The sequence below is a fragment of the Bacillus sp. BD59S genome, assembly GCF_007363175.1.
In the GTDB taxonomy this organism is placed as follows: domain Bacteria; phylum Bacillota; class Bacilli; order Bacillales; family Bacillaceae_G; genus Bacillus_A; species Bacillus_A pacificus.
Genome location: NZ_CP034686.1, coordinates 876,292 through 896,788, shown reverse-complemented (window position 1 = coordinate 896,788; position 20,497 = coordinate 876,292). Strand labels below are relative to the sequence as shown.

The 20,497-nt window shown below is 35.6% G+C and carries 18 protein-coding genes; 3 read left to right on the top strand and 15 right to left on the bottom strand.

Going from position 1 to position 20,497, the window contains the following annotated elements:
• Nucleotides 1–39 precede the first annotated feature (39 nt).
• On the bottom strand, nt 40–1,515 hold the full coding sequence (locus EKQ63_RS06435) for an MDR family MFS transporter (RefSeq protein ID WP_143880872.1): 1,476 nt from the start codon (nt 1,513–1,515) through the stop codon (nt 40–42).
• A 142-nt stretch (nt 1,516–1,657) separates the two neighbouring features.
• Here EKQ63_RS06435 and EKQ63_RS06430 point away from each other — a divergent pair, with 142 nt between their 5' ends.
• Nucleotides 1,658–2,233, top strand: a complete 576-nt coding sequence (locus EKQ63_RS06430) for a TetR/AcrR family transcriptional regulator (protein WP_143880871.1) — start codon at nt 1,658–1,660, stop codon at nt 2,231–2,233.
• A 44-nt stretch (nt 2,234–2,277) separates the two neighbouring features.
• Here the strand turns inward: EKQ63_RS06430 and EKQ63_RS06425 are convergent, their stop codons facing one another.
• Together EKQ63_RS06425 and EKQ63_RS06420 are read right to left on the bottom strand one after the other, a co-directional pair.
• Nucleotides 2,278–2,937 carry a PspA/IM30 family protein gene (locus EKQ63_RS06425; RefSeq protein ID WP_087951522.1) on the bottom strand — a complete coding sequence of 220 codons (660 nt, stop codon included), beginning with the start codon at nt 2,935–2,937 and terminating at the stop codon, nt 2,278–2,280.
• 2 nt (nt 2,938–2,939) lie between these two features.
• Nucleotides 2,940–3,485 (bottom strand): hypothetical protein, encoded by a 546-nt coding sequence (locus tag EKQ63_RS06420; RefSeq protein WP_143880870.1) that lies wholly within the window; start codon nt 3,483–3,485, stop codon nt 2,940–2,942.
• 533 nt (nt 3,486–4,018) lie between these two features.
• On the opposite strand from EKQ63_RS06420, the gene EKQ63_RS06415 reads away from it, so the two are divergent.
• Nucleotides 4,019–4,906: a DMT family transporter gene (locus EKQ63_RS06415; RefSeq protein ID WP_087995466.1), complete on the top strand. Its 888-nt coding sequence runs from the start codon at nt 4,019–4,021 to the stop codon at nt 4,904–4,906.
• 157 nt (nt 4,907–5,063) lie between these two features.
• On the opposite strand, the gene EKQ63_RS06410 is transcribed toward EKQ63_RS06415, so the two are convergent.
• Nucleotides 5,064–5,831, bottom strand: a complete 768-nt coding sequence (locus EKQ63_RS06410; protein ID WP_087995468.1) for a TSUP family transporter — start codon at nt 5,829–5,831, stop codon at nt 5,064–5,066.
• Between the two features lie 261 nt (nt 5,832–6,092).
• Between EKQ63_RS06410 and EKQ63_RS06405 the strand changes: the two genes are divergently transcribed.
• Nucleotides 6,093–6,878: a TrmB family transcriptional regulator gene (locus EKQ63_RS06405; protein WP_143880869.1), complete on the top strand. Its 786-nt coding sequence runs from the start codon at nt 6,093–6,095 to the stop codon at nt 6,876–6,878.
• An 88-nt stretch (nt 6,879–6,966) separates the two neighbouring features.
• Here the strand turns inward: EKQ63_RS06405 and EKQ63_RS06400 are convergent, their stop codons facing one another.
• The 11 genes from EKQ63_RS06400 to dptG form a co-directional block, all read right to left on the bottom strand.
• A complete protein-coding gene (locus EKQ63_RS06400; RefSeq protein ID WP_263053824.1) occupies nt 6,967–7,197 on the bottom strand; it encodes a DnaB-like helicase C-terminal domain-containing protein in 231 nt (76 codons plus the stop codon).
• A 7-nt stretch (nt 7,198–7,204) separates the two neighbouring features.
• Nucleotides 7,205–7,822: a hypothetical protein gene (locus EKQ63_RS06395; RefSeq protein WP_143880867.1), complete on the bottom strand. Its 618-nt coding sequence runs from the start codon at nt 7,820–7,822 to the stop codon at nt 7,205–7,207.
• 136 nt (nt 7,823–7,958) lie between these two features.
• Nucleotides 7,959–9,158 carry an FAD-dependent monooxygenase gene (locus EKQ63_RS06390; protein WP_087951516.1) on the bottom strand — a complete coding sequence of 400 codons (1,200 nt, stop codon included), beginning with the start codon at nt 9,156–9,158 and terminating at the stop codon, nt 7,959–7,961.
• Between the two features lie 183 nt (nt 9,159–9,341).
• Complete coding sequence (gene dnaB / locus EKQ63_RS06385) at nt 9,342–10,631, bottom strand: replicative DNA helicase (protein ID WP_143880866.1); 1,290 nt, start codon at nt 10,629–10,631, stop codon at nt 9,342–9,344.
• Nucleotides 10,628–11,488, bottom strand: coding sequence for a DnaD domain-containing protein (locus tag EKQ63_RS06380; RefSeq protein WP_143880865.1), 861 nt, complete (start codon nt 11,486–11,488; stop codon nt 10,628–10,630). The genes dnaB and EKQ63_RS06380 overlap by 4 nt, the downstream gene beginning before the upstream one ends.
• 197 nt (nt 11,489–11,685) lie before the next feature.
• On the bottom strand, nt 11,686–12,012 hold the full coding sequence (locus tag EKQ63_RS06375) for a nucleoside triphosphate pyrophosphohydrolase (protein WP_087951513.1): 327 nt from the start codon (nt 12,010–12,012) through the stop codon (nt 11,686–11,688).
• A 51-nt stretch (nt 12,013–12,063) separates the two neighbouring features.
• Complete coding sequence (locus tag EKQ63_RS06370; RefSeq protein ID WP_143880864.1) at nt 12,064–12,807, bottom strand: MerR family transcriptional regulator; 744 nt, start codon at nt 12,805–12,807, stop codon at nt 12,064–12,066.
• An 8-nt stretch (nt 12,808–12,815) separates the two neighbouring features.
• Nucleotides 12,816–13,067, bottom strand: a complete 252-nt coding sequence (locus EKQ63_RS06365) for a hypothetical protein (protein ID WP_142940629.1) — start codon at nt 13,065–13,067, stop codon at nt 12,816–12,818.
• A 3-nt stretch (nt 13,068–13,070) separates the two neighbouring features.
• Nucleotides 13,071–13,409, bottom strand: coding sequence for a magnetosome magnetite crystal formation protein family (locus tag EKQ63_RS06360; protein WP_071726493.1), 339 nt, complete (start codon nt 13,407–13,409; stop codon nt 13,071–13,073).
• A gap of 625 nt (nt 13,410–14,034) precedes the next feature.
• A complete protein-coding gene (dptH, locus tag EKQ63_RS06350; protein ID WP_143880863.1) occupies nt 14,035–19,128 on the bottom strand; it encodes a DNA phosphorothioation-dependent restriction protein DptH in 5,094 nt (1,697 codons plus the stop codon).
• Nucleotides 19,109–20,497, bottom strand: coding sequence for a DNA phosphorothioation-dependent restriction protein DptG (gene dptG / locus EKQ63_RS06345; protein WP_088356427.1), 1,389 nt, complete (start codon nt 20,495–20,497; stop codon nt 19,109–19,111). Before dptG ends, dptH begins: the two co-directional genes overlap by 20 nt.

Genomic DNA, 20,497 nt, shown 5'->3' with positions numbered 1-20,497 from the left:
AGACATCTTTAATCATAAAGATGTCTTTTTATATAAATCTTAATTTTCGTTCTGTAAAACCCCTGCTACCTTTACTCCCTTTTTCTCTTCTTTTAAGAACAACGATACGATAAATGCAACAACGATAAAGACTAATCCAAGTGCAAATGCACCTTGGAATCCTGACGTTAAACCATTTAACTTCTCTACTGGATCCATTGGATTTGCGGAGCTTTCCATATACTGAGTTGTTCCTGAAGACATTTTTGAAATAAAGATAGCCGTACCAATTGCGCCAGCTACTTGCTGCAGCGTATTAAACAGTGCTGTTCCGTGCGGATATAAATCTGGTGTTAATTGATTTAAACCGTATGTTTGTGCTGTCATGACAAACATGAGTCCAACCATTAATACGCTATGCATAATAATAATTTGTAACATTGATGTGTCAGGTGTAATGCCTTTAAATAAGAACATTGCAATCCCTACTAACACAATGCCGGGAACGATAATAACTTTCGGACTAAATTTATCAAATAGTTTACCTGCAATTGGTTCCATTATAGCGCTAATAATACTTCCCGGAAGCATGATAATTCCTGATTTAAAAGCTGTAACGAGTAAAACGGTTTGCAGGAACATCGGTAATAAAGTCATTGTTGAAAATAACGACATCATCACAATGACAATTAATCCAACTGATAATGTAAACATCGGAAATTTAAATGCGCGTAATTCTAAAATTGGATTCTCAATTTTCAATTGTCGAATTACAAAAATACATAATGAGATAAGCCCAACAATTAAAGCACCATATACTTTCCCATCGGACCATCCTAAATCACCCGATGCACTAAAGCTATACACAAGCCCGCCAAATCCTAATGTCGATAAAAGGATAGATGGATAATCTACTTTTGGTCTTGTTAACTCTGAAACATTTTGAATATACTTCATTCCAATCATAATGGAAATGATCACGATAGGAATAACGATATAGAATAACCAGCGCCAATTTAATGAATCCACAATTACTCCAGATAATGTAGGACCAATTGCCGGAGCTGCCATCATCACAAGTGCGATTAATCCCATTGTGGCACCGCGTTTTTCAGGCGGACAAATAATTAAAATCGTATTCATTAATAACGGTGAAATTAACCCTGTCGCTATCGCTTGGACGATACGGCCAATTAATAAAACAGAAAATGTCGGTGCAAATCCCGCAATTAATGTACCAGCTAAAAACGTTACCATAGCGATCAAAAACATCTGTCTCGTTGTAAGCCATTGCTGAAGTAACGCTGTAATTGGGACTAAAACCCCAACCACCAACATGTATGCTGTAGAAAGCCATTGAATCGTTGAAGCTGTTACGTCGAATTCTTTCATTAATACTGTTAACGCATTACCAAGTAACGTTTCGTTTAATAATGCAACCATTGCCCCTAAAAGTAATGCAATTAAAATGGGGGTATGTTTCAAATTAGAAGTATCAACTTTGCCACTTGCAGGGCTCTTAGTTGTCATATTCATTTACAAATTCTCCTCCTGTTTCTTACTTAAAACATTTTAAATACACCGGAACACATGTAATATAATATACATATGTAGATTAAAAAGGGAGAATCAATTTTCAGCCACTGTATATTTAATCTACAAAAAAGGAGAATTGTAGATGAATGATAATGAAAAACAACTTGATTTACGTATTAGACGTACACATAAATTACTATGGGATTCCTTATTCGAATTAATGACACAATCAAAACAGAAATATAGTACGATCACAATTAACCAAATATGTGACCGCGCAATGGTACACCGAACAACTTTTTATAAACACTTTGAAGATAAAGATGCTTTATTAACATTTGGATTTAAACGATACGGCAAGATGATTGCTGAAATACCGGTCTCAGATCGATTAAGTAAACCATTTCAAGTAATGGAACAATTCCTACATCATGAAGAAATCGGTAAAATATTAGAAACACAAATGTCTGATGAACAATTTATTAGTCGTGCACAATATTTAAGTCACGAAACGAGAAAACAAGAAATAGAAGCGTTAAATCAACTGTGTAAAAATCATACGATGCCAAATGATTTAATCATTGAATTTTATTCAGGGGCAATTACCTCATTAAACGCATGGTGGTTTAAAAATGAAAGAAAAGTTTCTGCTACTGAAATGGATATGTATCTCCACCAACTTATTAACCGGGATATTTTTCAGTTTGGAAAAGAATAATTTTATCGATAAAAAAAGCCCATATGAAATGGGCTTTTTACATACTATTTATTCTCTTTCAACTTCTCTAACTCCCGCTGCACTTCTTCTTGTAAATTTTGATCTAACACTTCTTGTTGCTTCGGAGACTTCATATTGTAAAAGTAGTTGCTAGCCGCTGTTTCTGCTTCTAGTTTCTGTACGTAAGATTCAATACGTGCAAAACCTTTCGCTGTACTTTCTGTATGGAACGAATCAATTGCTCTGTTGCTTTCTTTTATCGCTTGCGCCGCATTTAACCTTGAAACAAGAACGAGTTCTTTATATTGCAATTCTCCATATTTCTTTTGCAGTTTGTCAATTTGTTCATAAAGCGTCGCTGTTTGCTCTTTTGTTATTTCGTACTGCTGGCGGTATAACTCCGCTTTTTTCTCATTCACAATTTTTTCTTGCAGGGCTAACTGCGCCATATGATCTTCTTCGCGTGATACAGCAAGTTCCGCTTGGCGCGTTCTCTTCGCAATAAGAGCAGTCGTTTCTGAAATTAATGCTTCATATTTTTTTTCTAAATAATATTGATGCGAAAGTGCTTTTTCCGCCTTCGTAATTTGCTGTTCGGTCTCGCGAAGATATTGCTTTAACATACTAACCGGATTCTCTATCTTATCTAACGTTTGATGCACATCCGCCACTACAATATTTTTAATACGTTTTAAAATACCCATTATTACTTCTCCTCCTTACGAATACTTCTTTCCCATTGATCTAAAATATCCACCTGTTGATGCACTTGAAAATCGCTGTATACATCTATATGAGTTGCTAATCTTTTTTCTTTTAATTTTTTATATATCCAACCAATTATCGGAACAAATGCGAGCACCGGAAGAACTGGTAATACACCAATAACTAGGAGGAATATGCCTGTCCACTTTTTAACCATATTCCCTTCAGACTTACGAAGCATGTACCAGCCGAAAAGAACAAATCCAAACGCTAACAGGAATGGTATAAAGAATACACCTTCAAACTCTTTTTCATGGTGTTTTTCATGATGCTTATCTCGCTCAAAGTTATTAAATTTCTCTTTTTGCGTAACGAAAGCTTCTCTTTCTTTATCGTGAGAAACAGTATATGCTGCTTGCTTATGTTTCTCATGATTCCACCTTTCAAACTTCATACTATGTAATCCAAACAGTAGTAATCCCAGAAGTAACGGAAGGATCAAAACCCATTTTAACCAACGCAATTTTTTACGTTTATTCTTTTTCATCTGTTCACCACCATCTATCCTTCGTTTTGAAATAAGTAAAAAATGTATGACCTCCCTTTACCTTTGATACATACGATTGTAAAACGTAGACGTGAGAAGAAAGTGAAGGAAGCATGATGAATATATGAGAAATATATAAGAAATTTCTCATAATGATTTCAAAACGAAAAAAAACAATTTCTCCATAAAAAATAGAGAAATTGGATCCTTGTTTCATTATTTTTATTCACTTTAGCAACTCACATACCACCCTTCTTCAAATCCGAACTTTCAACAACTGAACGGGAATACCCCACCTTCTTAACTCGCATCATCCACTTTGTTCATACGCTGACCTGATACATGTTCATCTGGCCGAAGTTGTTGCAAAGCAGCTTCGGATGTTGTTAGATAGGAATTTTTAAATAGCTTCTTCATTATGGAGAAAAAACCGTCGATAAATTTAAGTTACAAATATTCAGAATTAATATTAAAATAAACAATGGGGATAGGGGTATGGGATTTTAAATTTTATACATAACGAGGGAATAGAAATGAAACTACAATTAAAAGCGGATTTAATGCTACTACTAGTTACATTCTTTTGGGGTGCATCCATCTTACTTACAAAAGTTGGACTCGAAGGCATAGAAGAATACAATTTAATCGCATTACGATTTATTATTGCCTTTCTTTTATCAGGTTTAATATTTTACAAACATTTATTCAAAATCGATTTTAAAACGGTAAAATATGCATTTATACTCGCTTCTGTCTTATTTATCGTTTACATTTTCGCGACTTTCGGCACAAAGTATACGAGTGTTTCTAATGCTGGTTTCTTACTCTGTCTCACTGTCATTTTCATTCCGATATTATCAGCTATATTTTTAAAACACATTCCGGAAAAGAAAGTTATAGTAGGAATCATTTTAACGATAATAGGAATCGGCTTATTAACATTAACGAGCGAATTCAAAATCGGTAACGGCGATATATTTTGCATACTGTCTGCCTTATTTTATGCGATTCACGTCATCATTACCGGCAGCGTAACGAAACATGTGAACTCCATTGCACTTGGAGTAGTGCAACTTGGTTTCGTCGGCCTATTTAGTCTTATTTTTTCATTCATTATCGAAACGCCAAAGCTTCCTAGCACAATCAACTCATGGCTCATCATCTTAGCCTTAAGCATCTTTTGCACTGCAGTCGCATTCATCGTGCAAGTGATCGCCCAGCAATACACAACGCCTACACATACCGGACTTATCTTTTCATTAGAACCAGTCTTTTCCGCAGGGTTTGCTTTCGTTTTCACAGGTGAAACACTTACCGGAAAAGGATATTTAGGAGCGACACTTATATTAGTCAGTGTGTTGATTGCTGAGGTGGATTTTAAGAGTTTATTACGGGTTAATTATAAAAAGAATGTAGAATAGATAAACATACCCCGGGAAAATATTCGTTACTATTATTTTCATTCTCTTTTAAATGAGACTTTTTTAGATGCTATCTTCGAATAAGATAGCATCTAAAAAATGTTAAAAGGAATTATTATATTTATGTAGCCTGCATAGTTCACCGTTTCTACATTACTTACTGCACATAGTCATACAGATTTTTCGCTAACAATAAACAAGTTACTGTAATGAAAAGAGCACGAACATACCCGCTTCCTTTTTTTATAGCAAACTTGGAGCCGACAATTCCTCCAGCAATTTGAGCAATTCCCATTATAAAACCATACGCATAGTTTACTTGCCCTACATACATAAACATGAACAATGCACCAACGTTACTTCCTAAATTAAGAAACTTCGCCGTACCTGCTGCTTTTAAAAAATCATACCCAATAAATAAAAGAGCAAACATTAAAAATGAACCTGTACCAGGACCTAGAAATCCATCATAAAAACCAATAGCAAAAATAAAAAAGGTAAAAATAATGACGTGTCGACCAGACAATTTTTTATGAGTAGAAATACTTCCCCAATCCTTCTTGAATATCGTATAAATAGCGACTGCACCAAGCATTACCAGCATCAATGGCTTCAATACTTCTGGATTCATTAAATGAACGGTCCACGCCCCTATTATGGAACCTATGAAAGTGATTGGAAATAATTTAAACGCCGATTTCAAATCAAGATTACCAGAACGATAAAACACAATATTACTAGTTGCACTTCCCATCGTCGATGCTAGCTTATTTGTGGCTACTGCACTTGCTGGATTCAATCCTGTAAATAATAAAGCTGGTAAGGCGATGAGTCCGCCACCACCTACAACTGAATCAATAAATGCAGCCACAAACCCAAAAACAATCAAAATCATTAATACAGATGGGTCTAAATAAAAATCCATATTAGTAGCCTCCCCTTTAGTCACTATCGTAATAGTAACTATCAATTTGCTAAATGTAAAGAGTTATTGTAACGTTGAAATATAAAGTGAAACTTTAATCAGTGGGGTTTTGTTCATCCCCCACTGATTATCAGCCCTCACCAATCGGGCTTTTACGGGCAGCCCGGCCCCCACCTAACTTCTTTGCTTCCGCTGAATTTTGAGGTGGGGGTCTTACTGCCCGTTAAAGCGGGATAACAGCAAACATCGGAGGACAAAAAAGTGGACTACATAGTACAACAGCTTAAAAAAATTGGTTTTAATGAATATGAAGCTAAATCTTATGTATCTCTTGTGAAACAAGGGCCTGTCACAGCCTATCAAGTGAGTAAAGATTCGGGTGTCCCAAGAGCGCGAATTTATGAGATTTTAGGTAACCTTGTAGAAAAAGGAATTGTCATGAAGGAAGAAATAAATGACACTACCCGCTATTCACCTCTACCTGTTGAAATCTTTTTACAGAAGGCGCAATCAGAATGGCAGTCTACTTATGAAGGAATTAGTGATTCATTAAAAAAACTAGAAACTTCCGAAGAAAAAACGGATAATCGAGTCATTACTTTAAAAGATAATCAAACAATCATTAGCTACTGTCAAACATTAATAAAAAAAGCAGAACAACGTATTGTCATTTCAATGTGGGATGAAATGTATGAAGCGTTAAAAGAGGACCTAGCTGAGGTAGCTGATAAAGTCACAGTACAAGGCATTACCTTGCATGTTGAAAATCCTATTAAAAATCTAGAAGCACATCGTATAACAACTTATACAGAAACCCTCTCTACAGAACATTGGTTTATTTTATCAATAGATTCTAAAGAAATGATTTATGGCCCATCACTTGAAGAGCGTAATGTTGCTTTTTATACAGATGACCCCGTTCATATATACTTATTAGAGGATTATGTATGGCATGATGTTTTAGTAAATCGACTTGTCCGACGTAGCCAAGATGACTTGGAGCAATGGATTACTGCAGAGAGACGATCTTTCTTTATAGGAAAATAAGGAACATATTCAAAAAATAAAGCATAAGTGAATACACTGGAAAACTTATGCTTTATTTTATACGCAAAGTAATACTCAAGTCTTTTCACTATTTCCCCTCCACAAACCGCCCAAACTCTTTCAAAAATCTCAACTTAAAACTCCCCACAGGTCCATTCTGATGCTTTGCCACATGAATTTCCGTCATCTCTTTCTGCACCGTTTCCTTATCATAATAATCTTCACGATACATAAGCATAATGACATCCGCATCTTGCTCAATTTGTCCTGTTTCTCTTAGATCAAATAAAAGAGGTGTCACCTTATAACTATGTGACACCTCTTTTTTAAACATTTAATGTAGAATTGTTATTATTAGATTTTAAGTTTATTTTTCTTACAATTGCCGTTATTACCTTCATTAACAATAAGGGAATAACAGCTGCGTATATAATATATATAATTCCGTATTTAATAATAACCCCTAATCCATCAGTATCTCTCATTATAAAAGTGACATAATCTACATTTTCAAACAGTTCAATAACATTAGTAAATAACCTAGTGGCTAGAGCTAAACACCCTAAATAGAATAAAAAATTCATAAATCTAGCATTACCTTTTGTTACATACATGAGTATAAATGATATAACAAAGCCTATATAAATATATGTAGCATATTCAACCGCGTACGCAATAACAAGAAACCCACCGATGAAAAAAGCGATTAAACCGCCTATTAAAATAGCTAAAAACAAAAGGAATGTTCCTTGTCCAGTAGGTATTGGAATCCCTACTGAATGGGTATCATTTTGATTTGATGCTAAATCCCATGTATCACTATCAGAATCTAGTGTATATCCTCTGTCGTATAACTTATTTTCTGCATCTCGACTTGCACATGTATTCCCTTCATAATATAACCGTTCCAGTTCTTCATCTGACTTATTCGAGTGATCTCCCATAAACTTCCCCCTATCCAATAATTTTTCCATTTATATTTATTGATTTTTCAGTCTTTTAACTAGAAACAGTTATTACAATCAATCTTGTGCGGTAATATAAATCATGGAGACAAAGCTCTTTTCTTACATATTCATATCAATAGTCTTTTAGCTCGATCCCGTTAGCGGCTTTCGCTACCATTTTCGAGATTACCTTAAACTGTACGACCATAAGGATTGGTACTCGTAACATGAAATTGCGCAGAAAGATTTTAAAGCTCGATTTTTCAACCATGCTCCCAGCAGCTAGTTTCCCTATTTTTTGATTCTTCTCAACAAACTTTCTCATCTCTTGCTCATAAGCAACATAGGCACGGGAATGATCACCACGCGCATTTTTTAGTTCGCCTGCTAATACATAAGCTCCGACAAGCGCTAGACTAGTACCTTGCCCTGATAGAGGTGATGGACCATATGCCGCATCACCTACCAATGTAATTCGACCTTTTGACCATGTTGGCATGTGAATTTGACAAATCTCATCAAAATAAAAGTCATCCGCCTCTTTCATAGTTTTAAGTATGTGTGAAGTTTCCCAGTCTTCTGTATGGCCTACAAATGCATTTTCTACAAGTTTTCTTTGAGATTCTTCATCATAGCGGTCGTACTCCAGTGCCTCCGATTGGAACAGGAACATACCTTTTGCCTCTGTATTACCACGAGCGCTATACATACCCACAGTTTTGCCTGGCATTGTATAAAGCATTACGCGGTGGTCAAGGTTGAGGTAATTCTCGAGGGTGAAAATCGAAATATAACAACCAAGTGTACGTTTAAACTGTGCTTCATCACCAAAAGTCAGGGACCTCACATTAGAATGCAGCCCGTCCGCACCGATAACCAGATCGAACGTCTGTGGCTTTTCATGAATAAATTGGACTTCTACACCATCTTCAGTTTCATGTATAGCAGTAATTGACTCACTCCAAATGTACTTAATTGTGTCCTTAGTTAAATCGTACAAAATATTACTCAAATCATCACGCATGATTTCGATGTCCACACCATGCTGGTTCGCGAAACTCGCTTCACTTAATTGACCTTCAACATTACCTTTGCTGTTCACGAAGTACACACCGGTCATGTTTGTATCAGCTGCACGGACTTGATCGAGTATACCCATCTGTCCAAGCACCGTAACAGCTACACCACGAATATCAACCCCATATCCACCAGAGCGCAATGCAGGTGCGCGTTCTACTACAGTCACGTCGAAGCCATAACGATGAAGCCAGTAAGCGAGTGCCGGACCGGTAATGCTCGCACCAGAAATAAGGACGCGTATCGCTTTTTTCATAATTACTTATTCACTCCTATCCTAATGAAAGTCTTAACATACCCTCCAGTATATTCACCGCAACAAAATAATAGGTATTGAACTATTCAACAAATAACCCGCTTGCTGGAAAAGTAAAAACCCTGCCTATCAATATAGGACATTTGATCAAACTTTATTACAAATTGACTATTTTCCCAACACTTAATTCCCCATCTCCACAAACCGCCCAAACTCCTTCAAAAACCTCAGCTTAAAACTCCCCACAGGTCCATTCCGATGCTTCGCCACATGAATCTCCGTCATCTCTTTCTGCATCGTTTCCTTATCATAATAATCTTCGCGATACATAAGCATAATGACATCCGCATCTTGCTCAATTTGTCCTGTCTCTCTTAAATCAGATAAAAGAGGACGCTTATCTTGCCGTGACTCTACAGAACGAGATAATTGCGACAGCGCTACTACACAAACATTTAAATCACGTGCTAATAACTTAAGCTTACGCGAAATCTCACTAATCTCTTGAAATCGATTGCCTTTATGCTTCGGATCGCCCGTAATAAGCTGCAAGTAATCTACAATAATTAAAATCTTTTTATCACCATGCTTCCTCTTTAACTTACGAGTTTGCATCCAAATATCTTGCACTGTAACACCTGCATTGTCGTAAATCTCAAGTGGTAACTCACCAATCTCCGCAAACGCCTTACTCACCCTTTCCCAGTCTTCCATCGCAAAACGATGCTTCGGATTTTTCAACCTACCTCCTGACACTTCGCCTACGCAAGATGCCATCCGTTTTAACAAATGTTTACTACTCATCTCTAACGAAAACAACCCCACCGCCGCGCCAGACTTCGCCGCATGCAGTCCAACATTTAGCGCAAACGCAGTCTTCCCCATAGAAGGACGCGCACCAAGAACAACAAAATCACCTTCCTGCAATCCGCACGTCATTTTATTTAGCGATATATAACCAGTCTCAATACCCGTAATCTCTTTCGCATCTTGATGAAGCTCTTCATATAAATCAACTAGCGCATCCTTCAAATCAAACTCACATACACAGTCCTTCTCCTCTAACTCACAAAGTGCCGTAATCGTCTCACCAATAATTTTCTCACTCTTCTCCGCAATAAGACGCTCTCCCATCTTGTGCCCGAGAACACCCGCCTGATACATTTTCCAGGCACCTCGAACAAGCCCCTCATAATACGAGAAGTTGCTAGTAGTAGGCACACCATCCATTAACCCTATAAAATACTCCATTCCCCCGATCCCCTTCAAAAAATTCGGGTCCACTCTAGAAGTGAAAGTTACAAGATCAATCGGTTGCCCCTCTCCTTCCATTTTTCGCATTAACTGAAATATAGACTTATGCACTGGCATCGAAAAATACTGCTCCGTCAAACGGCACTCCTTAATAAGCTCTCCATCAATTAATAGAGAACCTAACACCGTCTTCTCCGCCTCCACATTTTGAATACTCATGGACGCCACCCGCGCTCCGCTAAAAAGCGCTGCAACTCTTCCTCAGACGGCGCATTCTTCTCCCACTCCTCACATCTCGCCAAAAACTCCTCCGTCTCCCCCGTACTAACAGACGAATCCTTCTTCCGAAAATTAGCCGTATCCGCCTCAACCTCAGAAACTTTCGTAAATCCTTTCCCGTGCCAACCTCTCAAAATCCCCTTCACATAAGCAACCGTCCGCTTATTATTCTCAAACGCAATTTGAAGAGCCTTCAGCACAAGCTCCTCTGACAAATCTTCCATCCACGCACTCAGTTCCTCCACCGCAAACGGAGACAAACTACCGAAATGTTGCTCATAAAAAGAAAACACGCGACTTCCCATTTCTTCTTCTATAACCTCTTCTTCCTCTGTCTCCTCACAAATCGGATCAACATCATCCATAACCAATTCACCAGGCATACCGAAATGCGCTAAAAGCATTGGAACATTCAGCTCCTCCTCTACGCACTTCTGAAGAAACATATGTACAAACTCCTTATTCTTCACACCCTTAAGCTCACGAAGCACACACTTCTCCACATTCGTATTCGTCACAGGATTATAACGAAGCCAATTCAAAACAAATAACTCCCGCGTATCCGCATCATAAAGAATCTTCCCATAATCAATGAAGCGCTGCACAAGCTTATCAACAGTCTCCCGATTATAACCCGTCTCCATCTCAGCTAACCGCTTCGGAAAAGGAAAAATCCCACACTGCGTCGTCTTCGAACAAGTTAACAAATACACATAAAAATACCGCTCCTCCGGCGTCAAATCCAAAACAAAATCATCCTGCCAAAAATTCACCTGCACAGTACGATATACCGCCATCCTAATTCCTCCCGTCTCCGTTCAAAAATGAAAAATTCCTCTTTGTACTATATATAGGAAGGAGGGCCGGGTTTTTGGCGTGTTATTTCAAAATTTTTTTCGACTCCTACTACGGTGTTTGTTGGTGTTTTTGTTTTGTTATGTTTTTTCTTAGTGATTTATTACTTGGTAGGGGCTTGTAAGGGGCTTAGGAGGGGCTAGTTATCGGTTACTTCAATTAGAAAGACTCGATCTGAGAAGCCGCCTCTTTCTTCTGCTTTCTTTTTTCGGATATTGTTGATTTCTTCTAGTGTTGTGCCTTCGTGTTCGGCTAGGGCGTTTATTAGTTCTAGTAGGTCGGATAGTTCTTCGAGTTTATCGAGTTTTGTTTTTGCTTCGATGTATTCTGTTAGTTCTTCTTGTGTTTTTTTGCAGATTTCTTTTATGTATTCGTCTTCGGGTAGGATTCTTGTTGTAGGTGTTTTTCCGTTAGTTTTTATTATTTGTGGGATTTTGTTTCTGATTAGTTTGTTGTAGGTTGGCATGGGATTTCCCTCCGTTTGGTTTTCTTCTATTATAATGGAAAAGCAGTTTAACTAGGTGTTAAACTGCTTCATTGCTTCTTTTATATAGTTTTCTTCTTCGGTTGTGAAGAGGGTTGGGAATTCGGATAGTGGGAGGTTTGATTTTTGGATTATATCCTCTATATCGCTTTGGGGTGTATCAAGATAATTCGTTACTTCTTCTATTACATTGAAAAATTCCTTCAAGGTAACTTGAACGTCTTGATGACCCGGATTTTTCTCTTCTACCTTATACTTTTTCAACTTCCCTATCACATCCATAAATCGCTGTTCAAACTTTTCTTTTAGTTCCTTATTATTATAAAACGCTCGAACACTATCCGTTGAAAAGTGTTCCTCTAGCCATTCCTTATTTTCTTTCTCCCATATAAAAGTTTGCAAAAACGAAGAAAACAAAGCGACATCCACTCGTTTCTCCTTTTGAAACTTCTTCGTCATCTCATCCATATGCGAAAGCACCTTCGCAATCCTTTCTTGCTCTGCCAAAAGCAATTCCCTTTGAAAATGCATTTGTCTTAAAAATTCTTCCGTCTTTATATCACGCTGCAATATAATATTTTGAATTTCCCCAAGCGAAAAACCAAGATGCTTAAACGATTGAATTTGCTGCAGCACATACAAATCATCTTTCGTATATAGCCGATGTCCCCCCTCAGTATAATCGCTCGGCTTTAATAAATTAATCTTGTCATAATAACGAAGCGTCCGCACCGTAACATCCCCAACATGTGCAAACTCACTAATCAACCACGCCATATCATCACCTACTCCGCTAACTTCTCTTTCACATACTGAAGCATATGAGAAAAACTAATCTCATTCTGCCTACAATATTGAAACAAACCTACAACAAGCAATAACAAAGGAACATTCCCTCTATAACGATTTTCATACTCGCTAATACCATCATAAAAGTACTCATACTTTCTTTTTCGTAAAACAATATAAATCGCAATAAACAATACTGCAATCATAACGAAAAATCGCTTTCCCCTTATCTCCACTTCTTGTTTCATCACCTATTCTCCTTCCACCGCATACTTATCTTTTTTAAATAACGGAATTCGAATGAAATAACGATATGGCTCGTCGCGTATTACTTTCCACGTAACAATGATCACTTGAACGACCTCGAAGGCAAATATGATCCAAAACAATACATCACTAATACGTGAACTAATATTAAATAGAAGAAAAATTAACAAATGAAAGTTAAAAGCCTTTCGGCAGTGGTATTTGTATACCTCATTTTTACGTGCCAGCGTGATGTACATGAGTAGTGGTGAAAAGATTCCTATTGCGGCTGAGAGTAATAGCATGATGATGGTGTTTCTTTTTTCTTTTGTGGTGGTTTTCATGAGTGGTTTGATCCCCCTTTTTTGATTTGTCTTCTTTAGGTTAGGGGGTGACGTTGGGGGAGGTTCAAGAAATAAACTATAATTAGTTCTGAAAAAATAGACACAATGAAGTACCTTACATACTCCATTGTGTCTATTTACCTCATAAAAAACTGATTATCTATCAAAAAACATTTTAAATACATACTGCAGCCAAAATAACATACATGTAATAAACATCCCAAACGCTATATTTTCATTAAATTTCTTAAAAATAAAGTTCCATTTAACAACAATATATTGATTCACAATACACCAATAGAAGAGAAACAAAATTGAGATACCAGTCAAAGAAATCATAAAATTCACCCCTCTTCCCCCTTTCATTTTTATGATTCACCTATTATATCTCCGCTAAATTAAAAGATTAACCGTATACAAACTCTTTAAATACTAAGAGTTTATCTAGTCACGAATTGCCTCTCACCCTGCTCCCTATGAAAATCACTTAAAAACTTTAAAACCCTTGGCAAGGAGGACCTCTTATTATTTCTAGCTTTCAACATGCTTAACAATACAAAAACCACCCCAAACAAATATACCGTCCAAGGTGGTTTTCTAAAACTTTCATATCACTATTAAATTATTACTTCAATCTATCCTGCAACGCACTAATATTAATGATTACAGGGCTACCCGACTTCAACGTTCCATCTTTCTGTAACATTGGCCCAGAAGTGATACATTGACCTTTCTTCAATGTTGCAAGTCGCTTTTCCCATTCTTTTCGCATAGCTGAATCTTGAGCAAGGTTTGATGCAATGGCACTAATCTCATTTTCTGGTGGCATGAAATACACCTTTTGACTTGAATTCTGTAGTCGTGAAATTTCATCTGTTGTAAATTGCCCTTTTAATGATTGTGTTGCATACCAACCTGACCAACCAAATTTTCTTCCTTCAGTTAAAATTTTGGCACTCGGTGATTTTTCTCTATGATCAAGATTTTGCGCTTCATCTAATATAACTGGGAATGGTTTATTTTTATCTCCGTGATGCAATTGGTAGTTCCAAATATCCCACAAGATAAACTCTGTAATCATGAGCTGTACATCTCTATTAAAGCCTGTTAATTGTACAATAAACACTTTACCTTTTTGGTTCAGTATATCCCCCCAATTATATACAGCATTATGATTAAATGGATTCTTATCAATAAATGGCTTAATTTGTGACCTGGCTGTTTTAGCCGGCCCAGAAGTATCCTCTTCTAATTCTGCTAATAAATAATTTAAATTCATACCTTCGCCATATTTATCTAAACCGCGCATTACCGCCTCATATATAGCGTTTTGTTGCTGAATGCCTAAATCTTTATATACAGCTGAAAATACACTTTTAATTCTTTCAGCAACATCTGTATTATCTTCATCGATATAAATTCCTTCATCCAATTCTTTTTGATTTCGCTTAAATGGATTTACTGGGAATTTATCTTTTGCTACTAGGAATTGTTCAATATTATCTTGGAGTTTCTCTTTGAATTCCGGTTCTAACTTAGAATTCTTAAATCCATCTGTATAGTCAAATATCATACTAGAAATTCCATTTTGCGCCAGCTCAAGTAGTAAACATTGAATGAAGTAACTCTTACCTTGTCCTGATTTACCCGAAATTAAAATATGTCTATTTGCTAGCTCTGAATTTCCGAATTCCCAATATATTTCTTGAGTCGATCCCTCTACTGTTCCTAACAAAACGCGGATGTCTTTTAATTCTTTTGTTCCTCCCCTTCCTTTTTCTTCCTTTTCTTCTTCAGAATGAGGTACAGTTGGAACGACTTTATTGCTAGTTTTTTTTAACACTTGATTAGAATCATGATTCTGATTCAATAATCTATTTGGATTAATATCAGTTCCGCCAGAATGGATTTTCATTTTAAGTGCCTCAATTTCTTCGACTACTCCTTCATATCCATCCTCTTCGGTTAATTCCACTAATAAAATATCTTCTTCTATTTTAATGGATCTCCATGATTGTTCCTTTTTGAATGATAAAATTGCTCCTTTTCCGATTTTATCATCTAAATGTCCACTCATTTCATAATCATCATTTAATAATCTTTTCTTTAGTTCTTCAATTTTCTCATAAGATTTTTCTGGCCAAATGTTGTTTGCAATGAATTTCTCGGCATTCGCTAGCAATAACTGCACAAAGAAGTTTCGGAAAAACTTATGTTTAAACACATGTAAACCGTCTTCACTTGTTTTAGAAAGTTGTGTATCAAATAGTTGCTTAGTAGCATTAATTTGCTCTTTTGCTTTCGCAATAGCACTGTCTTGATTTAAGCCGATTTTCACTTCCACTGGATAATAATGCACTGATAATTTATCATCTTGCATTTCTACTCCGATTAACAGTAAATCGTCACTATGTGCACCTTTTCCGCCTAGATTTTTTGCAGAAAATACACCTTCACTTTTCGTTAATTTCACCGCTCCAGCAACACGCAATATTTCTTCTAATGAGATAGGAACCCATAAAATATTCTCATGATCTAAAGCACTTAATATATACTTCACAGCTGAAATAATGCTTAACTTTTCTCTTGAGAATTGTCCCTTACTTCCTATAATTCGTAGTAACCACTCACCATTTAAACTATTGAAAGCTCTAATAGCTGTATTAATTTTTTCAGGTGTTGATACAATTTCTTTTTCTGCCAGATACTGTTCAATAACCGCTCGGTATTGTCTCGCTTTATCCGTTACTGTAATTGCATCATACTGGCTTGATGAAGAATATTGATCACTATAATGAATGACCAATAAATTACGTGATGAATCTTGGAAGAAATCTAAACCTACATTAGGTTCAATAAATGTTACCCAATAAGAAGATTCATATAAATGTTCTAGAACTTGTTCATCATAGGTAGATGTTCTCGTAACAATTGTTTCATTCTTACGATAAGGATTTGTACCATCGTTATTTAAATTACTTCCTAATTCATTCATTCCTCTAGCAGTTTGAATTAACAAATGTTCATTATTCAATACATTTTTTAATCCAAATCCTGTACGATAATCTACTTCTGTACTAATAGATGATAGAGATGATAACATTCCATTTAAAGATAATCCTGTTTCAATATCTTCCATTGTACTTTTCGCATGCTTCTCATTTGAAATCATTTTATAGAATGAAATATGAGCGTAACCATATTCTTTCGTACCAATAAGTTTATAATAAAAAACATTTTCTCGAATCAGCCTTAATACGTCTACAGCATCGAGATTCTTTGATGCTAACGATAACTCAAAGAACTCCTCGAATTTTTGAACATCATCATATATAGAAAATTTTTCAAAAGCGCTTAGTATATTACTCTCATGATATAAAGCAACCTCTACTGGTATGATTTTGGACGGCCCTTTTTTATCTATCTGCTTCTTAATAAACTGTACTAAACCTCTTACAACTTCTTTATCATTATTTATATTAATCACATTGATTCGTATCGGAGATTTAGATTCTTGTAAAAATAAGTATTGGAAATGCTCCACAAATTGTTGAAGCTTTTCTTCAACTACATTAGCTAAAAATGCATTAGATTCCCCAATCGCAACCTTATGAAGTGGTTCATAAACAGTCCATTCAGGTGCTTCATTTTGAGAAACTGGTCGATACAATTCATCATTCTGTCCATATATATATGGCAATAGATTATTAGGATGCAAACGGTTTAAAATATGCATTTCAACTACTTCGTTTTTAATTTCATCATTAATACTTAACTGATAGGCAACATTAAGAGGATGCAACGGTGTTAGTATGACTCTTTGTTCCTCTTCAATAACTCCCAATTTAAACAGATTCTTTTCTTCTTCTTTTAACATTACATTTTCTTGTATATGAGCAACGCTTTCGTTAAAAGCCTTCAAGTATCTTATAGATAGGTCTCTTAATTGATCATCCACAAAACAAAGACTAGGAACCGTATTATTAAACTTATAGTAATTTAATAATTGTTGATACGCATCTCTCAATGGTGGGTTCATTAATAATTCAACCTTATTTAGGCCTGATACCCCTCTAACTGCAAAAGCGATTTCATTTTCAATCCATACTCTCTCGTCTTGTAAATAATTTCGAAATCCTTCTCGTGCTGAAAATTCCCTTGCACCTTGTTTTAATTTATTTGTATCAAGGTTATATTCAAAGCTTTCTTGATGTTCTCTTTTTAATTTCCATACCCTTTCTCCTGATACTGGAACAGTCTTTGCAACTTGCTCTCTAATAAGAATAGGAATTAAAGAGGTTTCAATTTGAACAGAAAATGATAAGCTATCATCATTCCATGCAGGGGAAGATTCAGAGACTTCAAAACTTCCACCTTGCCAATTTATAATCTGTGCATCTTCCTCAATAAATACTTCTTCTGGCTCATTAGAAATATCTCCAAAAACAATACGTTCTTCAGCTTTATTCATAACTACGTATTTCTTATTTACATTCACTTCATAAATCGTTTGAAGCGATTGTAAAAACGCGGCTTCACATTCTATAACAGCAATATGAAACTCATATTTCGACTTAGATTGCATCTTATGCGTATATACAACTTTATGGAATGAAGTCACATTTTGCTTATGCACTAAACTAACAGTTAGTTTTTTCCCAGATATCCCACAGAACCCCTGTGAATTTTTATGAATGTATTCCTTCTTCAACTTTTCTTCAAATTCAAAGTTCAGGTTGATATCTTCTATCTGTGTAGGATTAAAAACGATAATATGGCGTTTACGTCTCCCAGCCTTTGTCTCAGCTTGTGCTTTCTCCCAATATAGCAGACCTTCTTTTGAATATTTCTTTGGTGATTCAATATATTCTAATGGACGATCTATCTCAGTCATTTTGTCGTAAGAATCTTTAACAAGAACATAATCTGCTTGCTGCCAATCTTCTTTCTTCAGGCGAGAAACACCTTTCTCATCAAATAATTTTTCTAATTGACTCTCTAAATGTTCATACTCATGCATATGTTGAACTTTCTCAAAGAATGAAGCATTTTCTTCTAGCCTTTTTTTCATTTGAGCTGAAGTAAATTGATTTAAATTTTCATCATAGAAAATACCTAGATTAGAATAGTCTTCTCTCGCAATCTCTTGTTTTGATAAAAACCCAAGAATTTCTTCATAATCCCAAAGAGATGGTCGCACAATTGTATCATCTAATTTTTTACGTAAATAAAATGAAAGTACTTCCTTCTCTTCTTTATTTAAAGAAGAAGTTTCAATTTCTTCTTTTAATGTTTTCAAAATTGATTTTACATTAAATGGCATACCTTCTTTTTGCAAATCACTGCTACCACCCTTAATACTGTCCAGTGTCTCATGACATATACTAAGTAAAGCTGTTTTCTCCCAAATATCCTTTTGTTCACCGACTTCATTACGAAGTGTTACTAAAAAGTCCGGAGTAACGTTTGCCGATGTAGTCGCAACAACTACTTTCATTTCCTCTGAAACCTTAATAGCAATCGTTTCGTATGGAGTTCCTTGCTTATGCTGATAATAAAACGCCTGCGATAAATCTTGTTCTTTTAATGTGTCATAAAATGCTTGTACTTGTTCATGATTATCAAATTGAAGGTAAAACCGCTCTCCACCTCTAAGATTTTCTGCTTGTAAATAATTTATTAGTTTATCTGAAAGATAATTATAAAATTGGTTTAACATACTGTGCATCACCGCTATCACTTTTTTTGTCTATTAAATTCAGCTTATCAAATAACTGTACAATTTCTTCTTTTGAGTAACGATCGAAGAATAAACCTCTAGCCTCTAAATCTATAAATACTTGCTTCAAAGGTTTTCTTTCCTTTTTTAAACTCAATGCTGTTAGTAGCAATAACATATCTTGACTAAGATTAAGCATATAACCAAGTGAACCTCGAGTTTTTAAGAAATATTTTTTCCCAACCTCTTCTATTGATAAAGAGTATCTATGTCGAGGGCCTTGCATCGTATCTTTTTCATAGGCTTCTTCTATACTACGGAATAAGGATTGTACAAGCGTATCATATTCTAATTCTAAATTTCCTTCATAAGCCCCAAGACCTAAATGTCTTCTATATTCCATAACCCAATCACAAAGCATCTCTAAAAATACTTTTTTATCCTCATCGGATAATTGCTGATATGTTTCCTTTAACTCAGGATAGCCACCCGCTTTTTCTACTCCCATTAGGAAATTTAAATGTTCTAAGCAATTAATATGTAGTAGTAAATGTCTACCTGTATCTTTAATCATTTGATAACCATGAGTATAACCTTTTCTATTCTTACTCGTAGACTCCCAGTCAAGTGTAAAATAAACTTCGTTGTTCTCACTAAAGTTCGCTTTCCCAACTTGTGAAAGCTTTAAAGTCAATTGAGTAATATATAAAAAGTAATAATAACTAAGAAACAAATGATAATGAGTTCTAAAATAATCTTTATGTTCTGCTAAAAATTGAAAATCTTCTTTGAATAGCTTTGAGATAAATGGAATTTGATTAATATAAGGACGGCGTTCTTTTTCGTCGCTCTCCAAATGATTTAATTGTTTTAACACAAGACGTGACATTAAATCTGTTGAATCGCTTTTTCCAAAAATCTCTTCTACTGTTTCTTTTTCACCTAATAAGACGTCTAAAAGGAATCTAGCAATATCTTGTTCTCCTTTTTTATCAGCCTTATCACTTAATGGTAAATATTGAAACAAATGCAAATGAAAAATTTTAATTGTATTATCACTATCCTGCAAAAAGGTACGTAGTATTTGTTCAAATTGCGACTTATCTTGCTTTGATACATCAACAGATTTACTAATCTCTCCAATAAGTTCTTCTAGATTAACTTCCATTTTCAACTTATTTCCGCTGACTAGACGCGTAAACTCTCCTAATACTCCCTGAAACCCTTTTGCGAATTTTGCCCGCTCTGTTCCTCGGGTAGAGAAAGGTAACAGAGGGGCTTTTTTATTTATTGTATGTTTTAATCCTAACTTTTCTGGTTTAATACTCAGCGAGTTTTTCAAATCTTCTAAATTCTCTCTTACAATCAT

What these genes read in the sequence shown, in the direction of transcription:
- EKQ63_RS06435 (WP_143880872.1), bottom strand. Translation starts at nt 1,515, where the DNA reads ATGAATATGACAACTAAGAGCCCTGCAAGTGGCAAAGTTGATACTTCT.
- EKQ63_RS06430 (WP_143880871.1), top strand. Translation starts at nt 1,658, where the DNA reads ATGAATGATAATGAAAAACAACTTGATTTACGTATTAGACGTACACAT.
- EKQ63_RS06425 (WP_087951522.1), bottom strand. Translation starts at nt 2,937, where the DNA reads ATGGGTATTTTAAAACGTATTAAAAATATTGTAGTGGCGGATGTGCAT.
- EKQ63_RS06420 (WP_143880870.1), bottom strand. Translation starts at nt 3,485, where the DNA reads ATGAAAAAGAATAAACGTAAAAAATTGCGTTGGTTAAAATGGGTTTTG.
- EKQ63_RS06415 (WP_087995466.1), top strand. Translation starts at nt 4,019, where the DNA reads ATGAAACTACAATTAAAAGCGGATTTAATGCTACTACTAGTTACATTC.
- EKQ63_RS06410 (WP_087995468.1), bottom strand. Translation starts at nt 5,831, where the DNA reads ATGGATTTTTATTTAGACCCATCTGTATTAATGATTTTGATTGTTTTT.
- EKQ63_RS06395 (WP_143880867.1), bottom strand. Translation starts at nt 7,822, where the DNA reads ATGGGAGATCACTCGAATAAGTCAGATGAAGAACTGGAACGGTTATAT.
- EKQ63_RS06390 (WP_087951516.1), bottom strand. Translation starts at nt 9,158, where the DNA reads ATGAAAAAAGCGATACGCGTCCTTATTTCTGGTGCGAGCATTACCGGT.
- dnaB (WP_143880866.1), bottom strand. Translation starts at nt 10,631, where the DNA reads ATGAGTATTCAAAATGTGGAGGCGGAGAAGACGGTGTTAGGTTCTCTA.
- EKQ63_RS06380 (WP_143880865.1), bottom strand. Translation starts at nt 11,488, where the DNA reads ATGGCGGTATATCGTACTGTGCAGGTGAATTTTTGGCAGGATGATTTT.
- EKQ63_RS06375 (WP_087951513.1), bottom strand. Translation starts at nt 12,012, where the DNA reads ATGCCAACCTACAACAAACTAATCAGAAACAAAATCCCACAAATAATA.
- EKQ63_RS06370 (WP_143880864.1), bottom strand. Translation starts at nt 12,807, where the DNA reads ATGGCGTGGTTGATTAGTGAGTTTGCACATGTTGGGGATGTTACGGTG.
- EKQ63_RS06365 (WP_142940629.1), bottom strand. Translation starts at nt 13,067, where the DNA reads ATGAAACAAGAAGTGGAGATAAGGGGAAAGCGATTTTTCGTTATGATT.
- EKQ63_RS06360 (WP_071726493.1), bottom strand. Translation starts at nt 13,409, where the DNA reads ATGAAAACCACCACAAAAGAAAAAAGAAACACCATCATCATGCTATTA.
- dptH (WP_143880863.1), bottom strand. Translation starts at nt 19,128, where the DNA reads ATGTTAAACCAATTTTATAATTATCTTTCAGATAAACTAATAAATTAT.
- dptG (WP_088356427.1), bottom strand. Translation starts at nt 20,497, where the DNA reads ATGATTGTAAGAGAGAATTTAGAAGATTTGAAAAACTCGCTGAGTATT.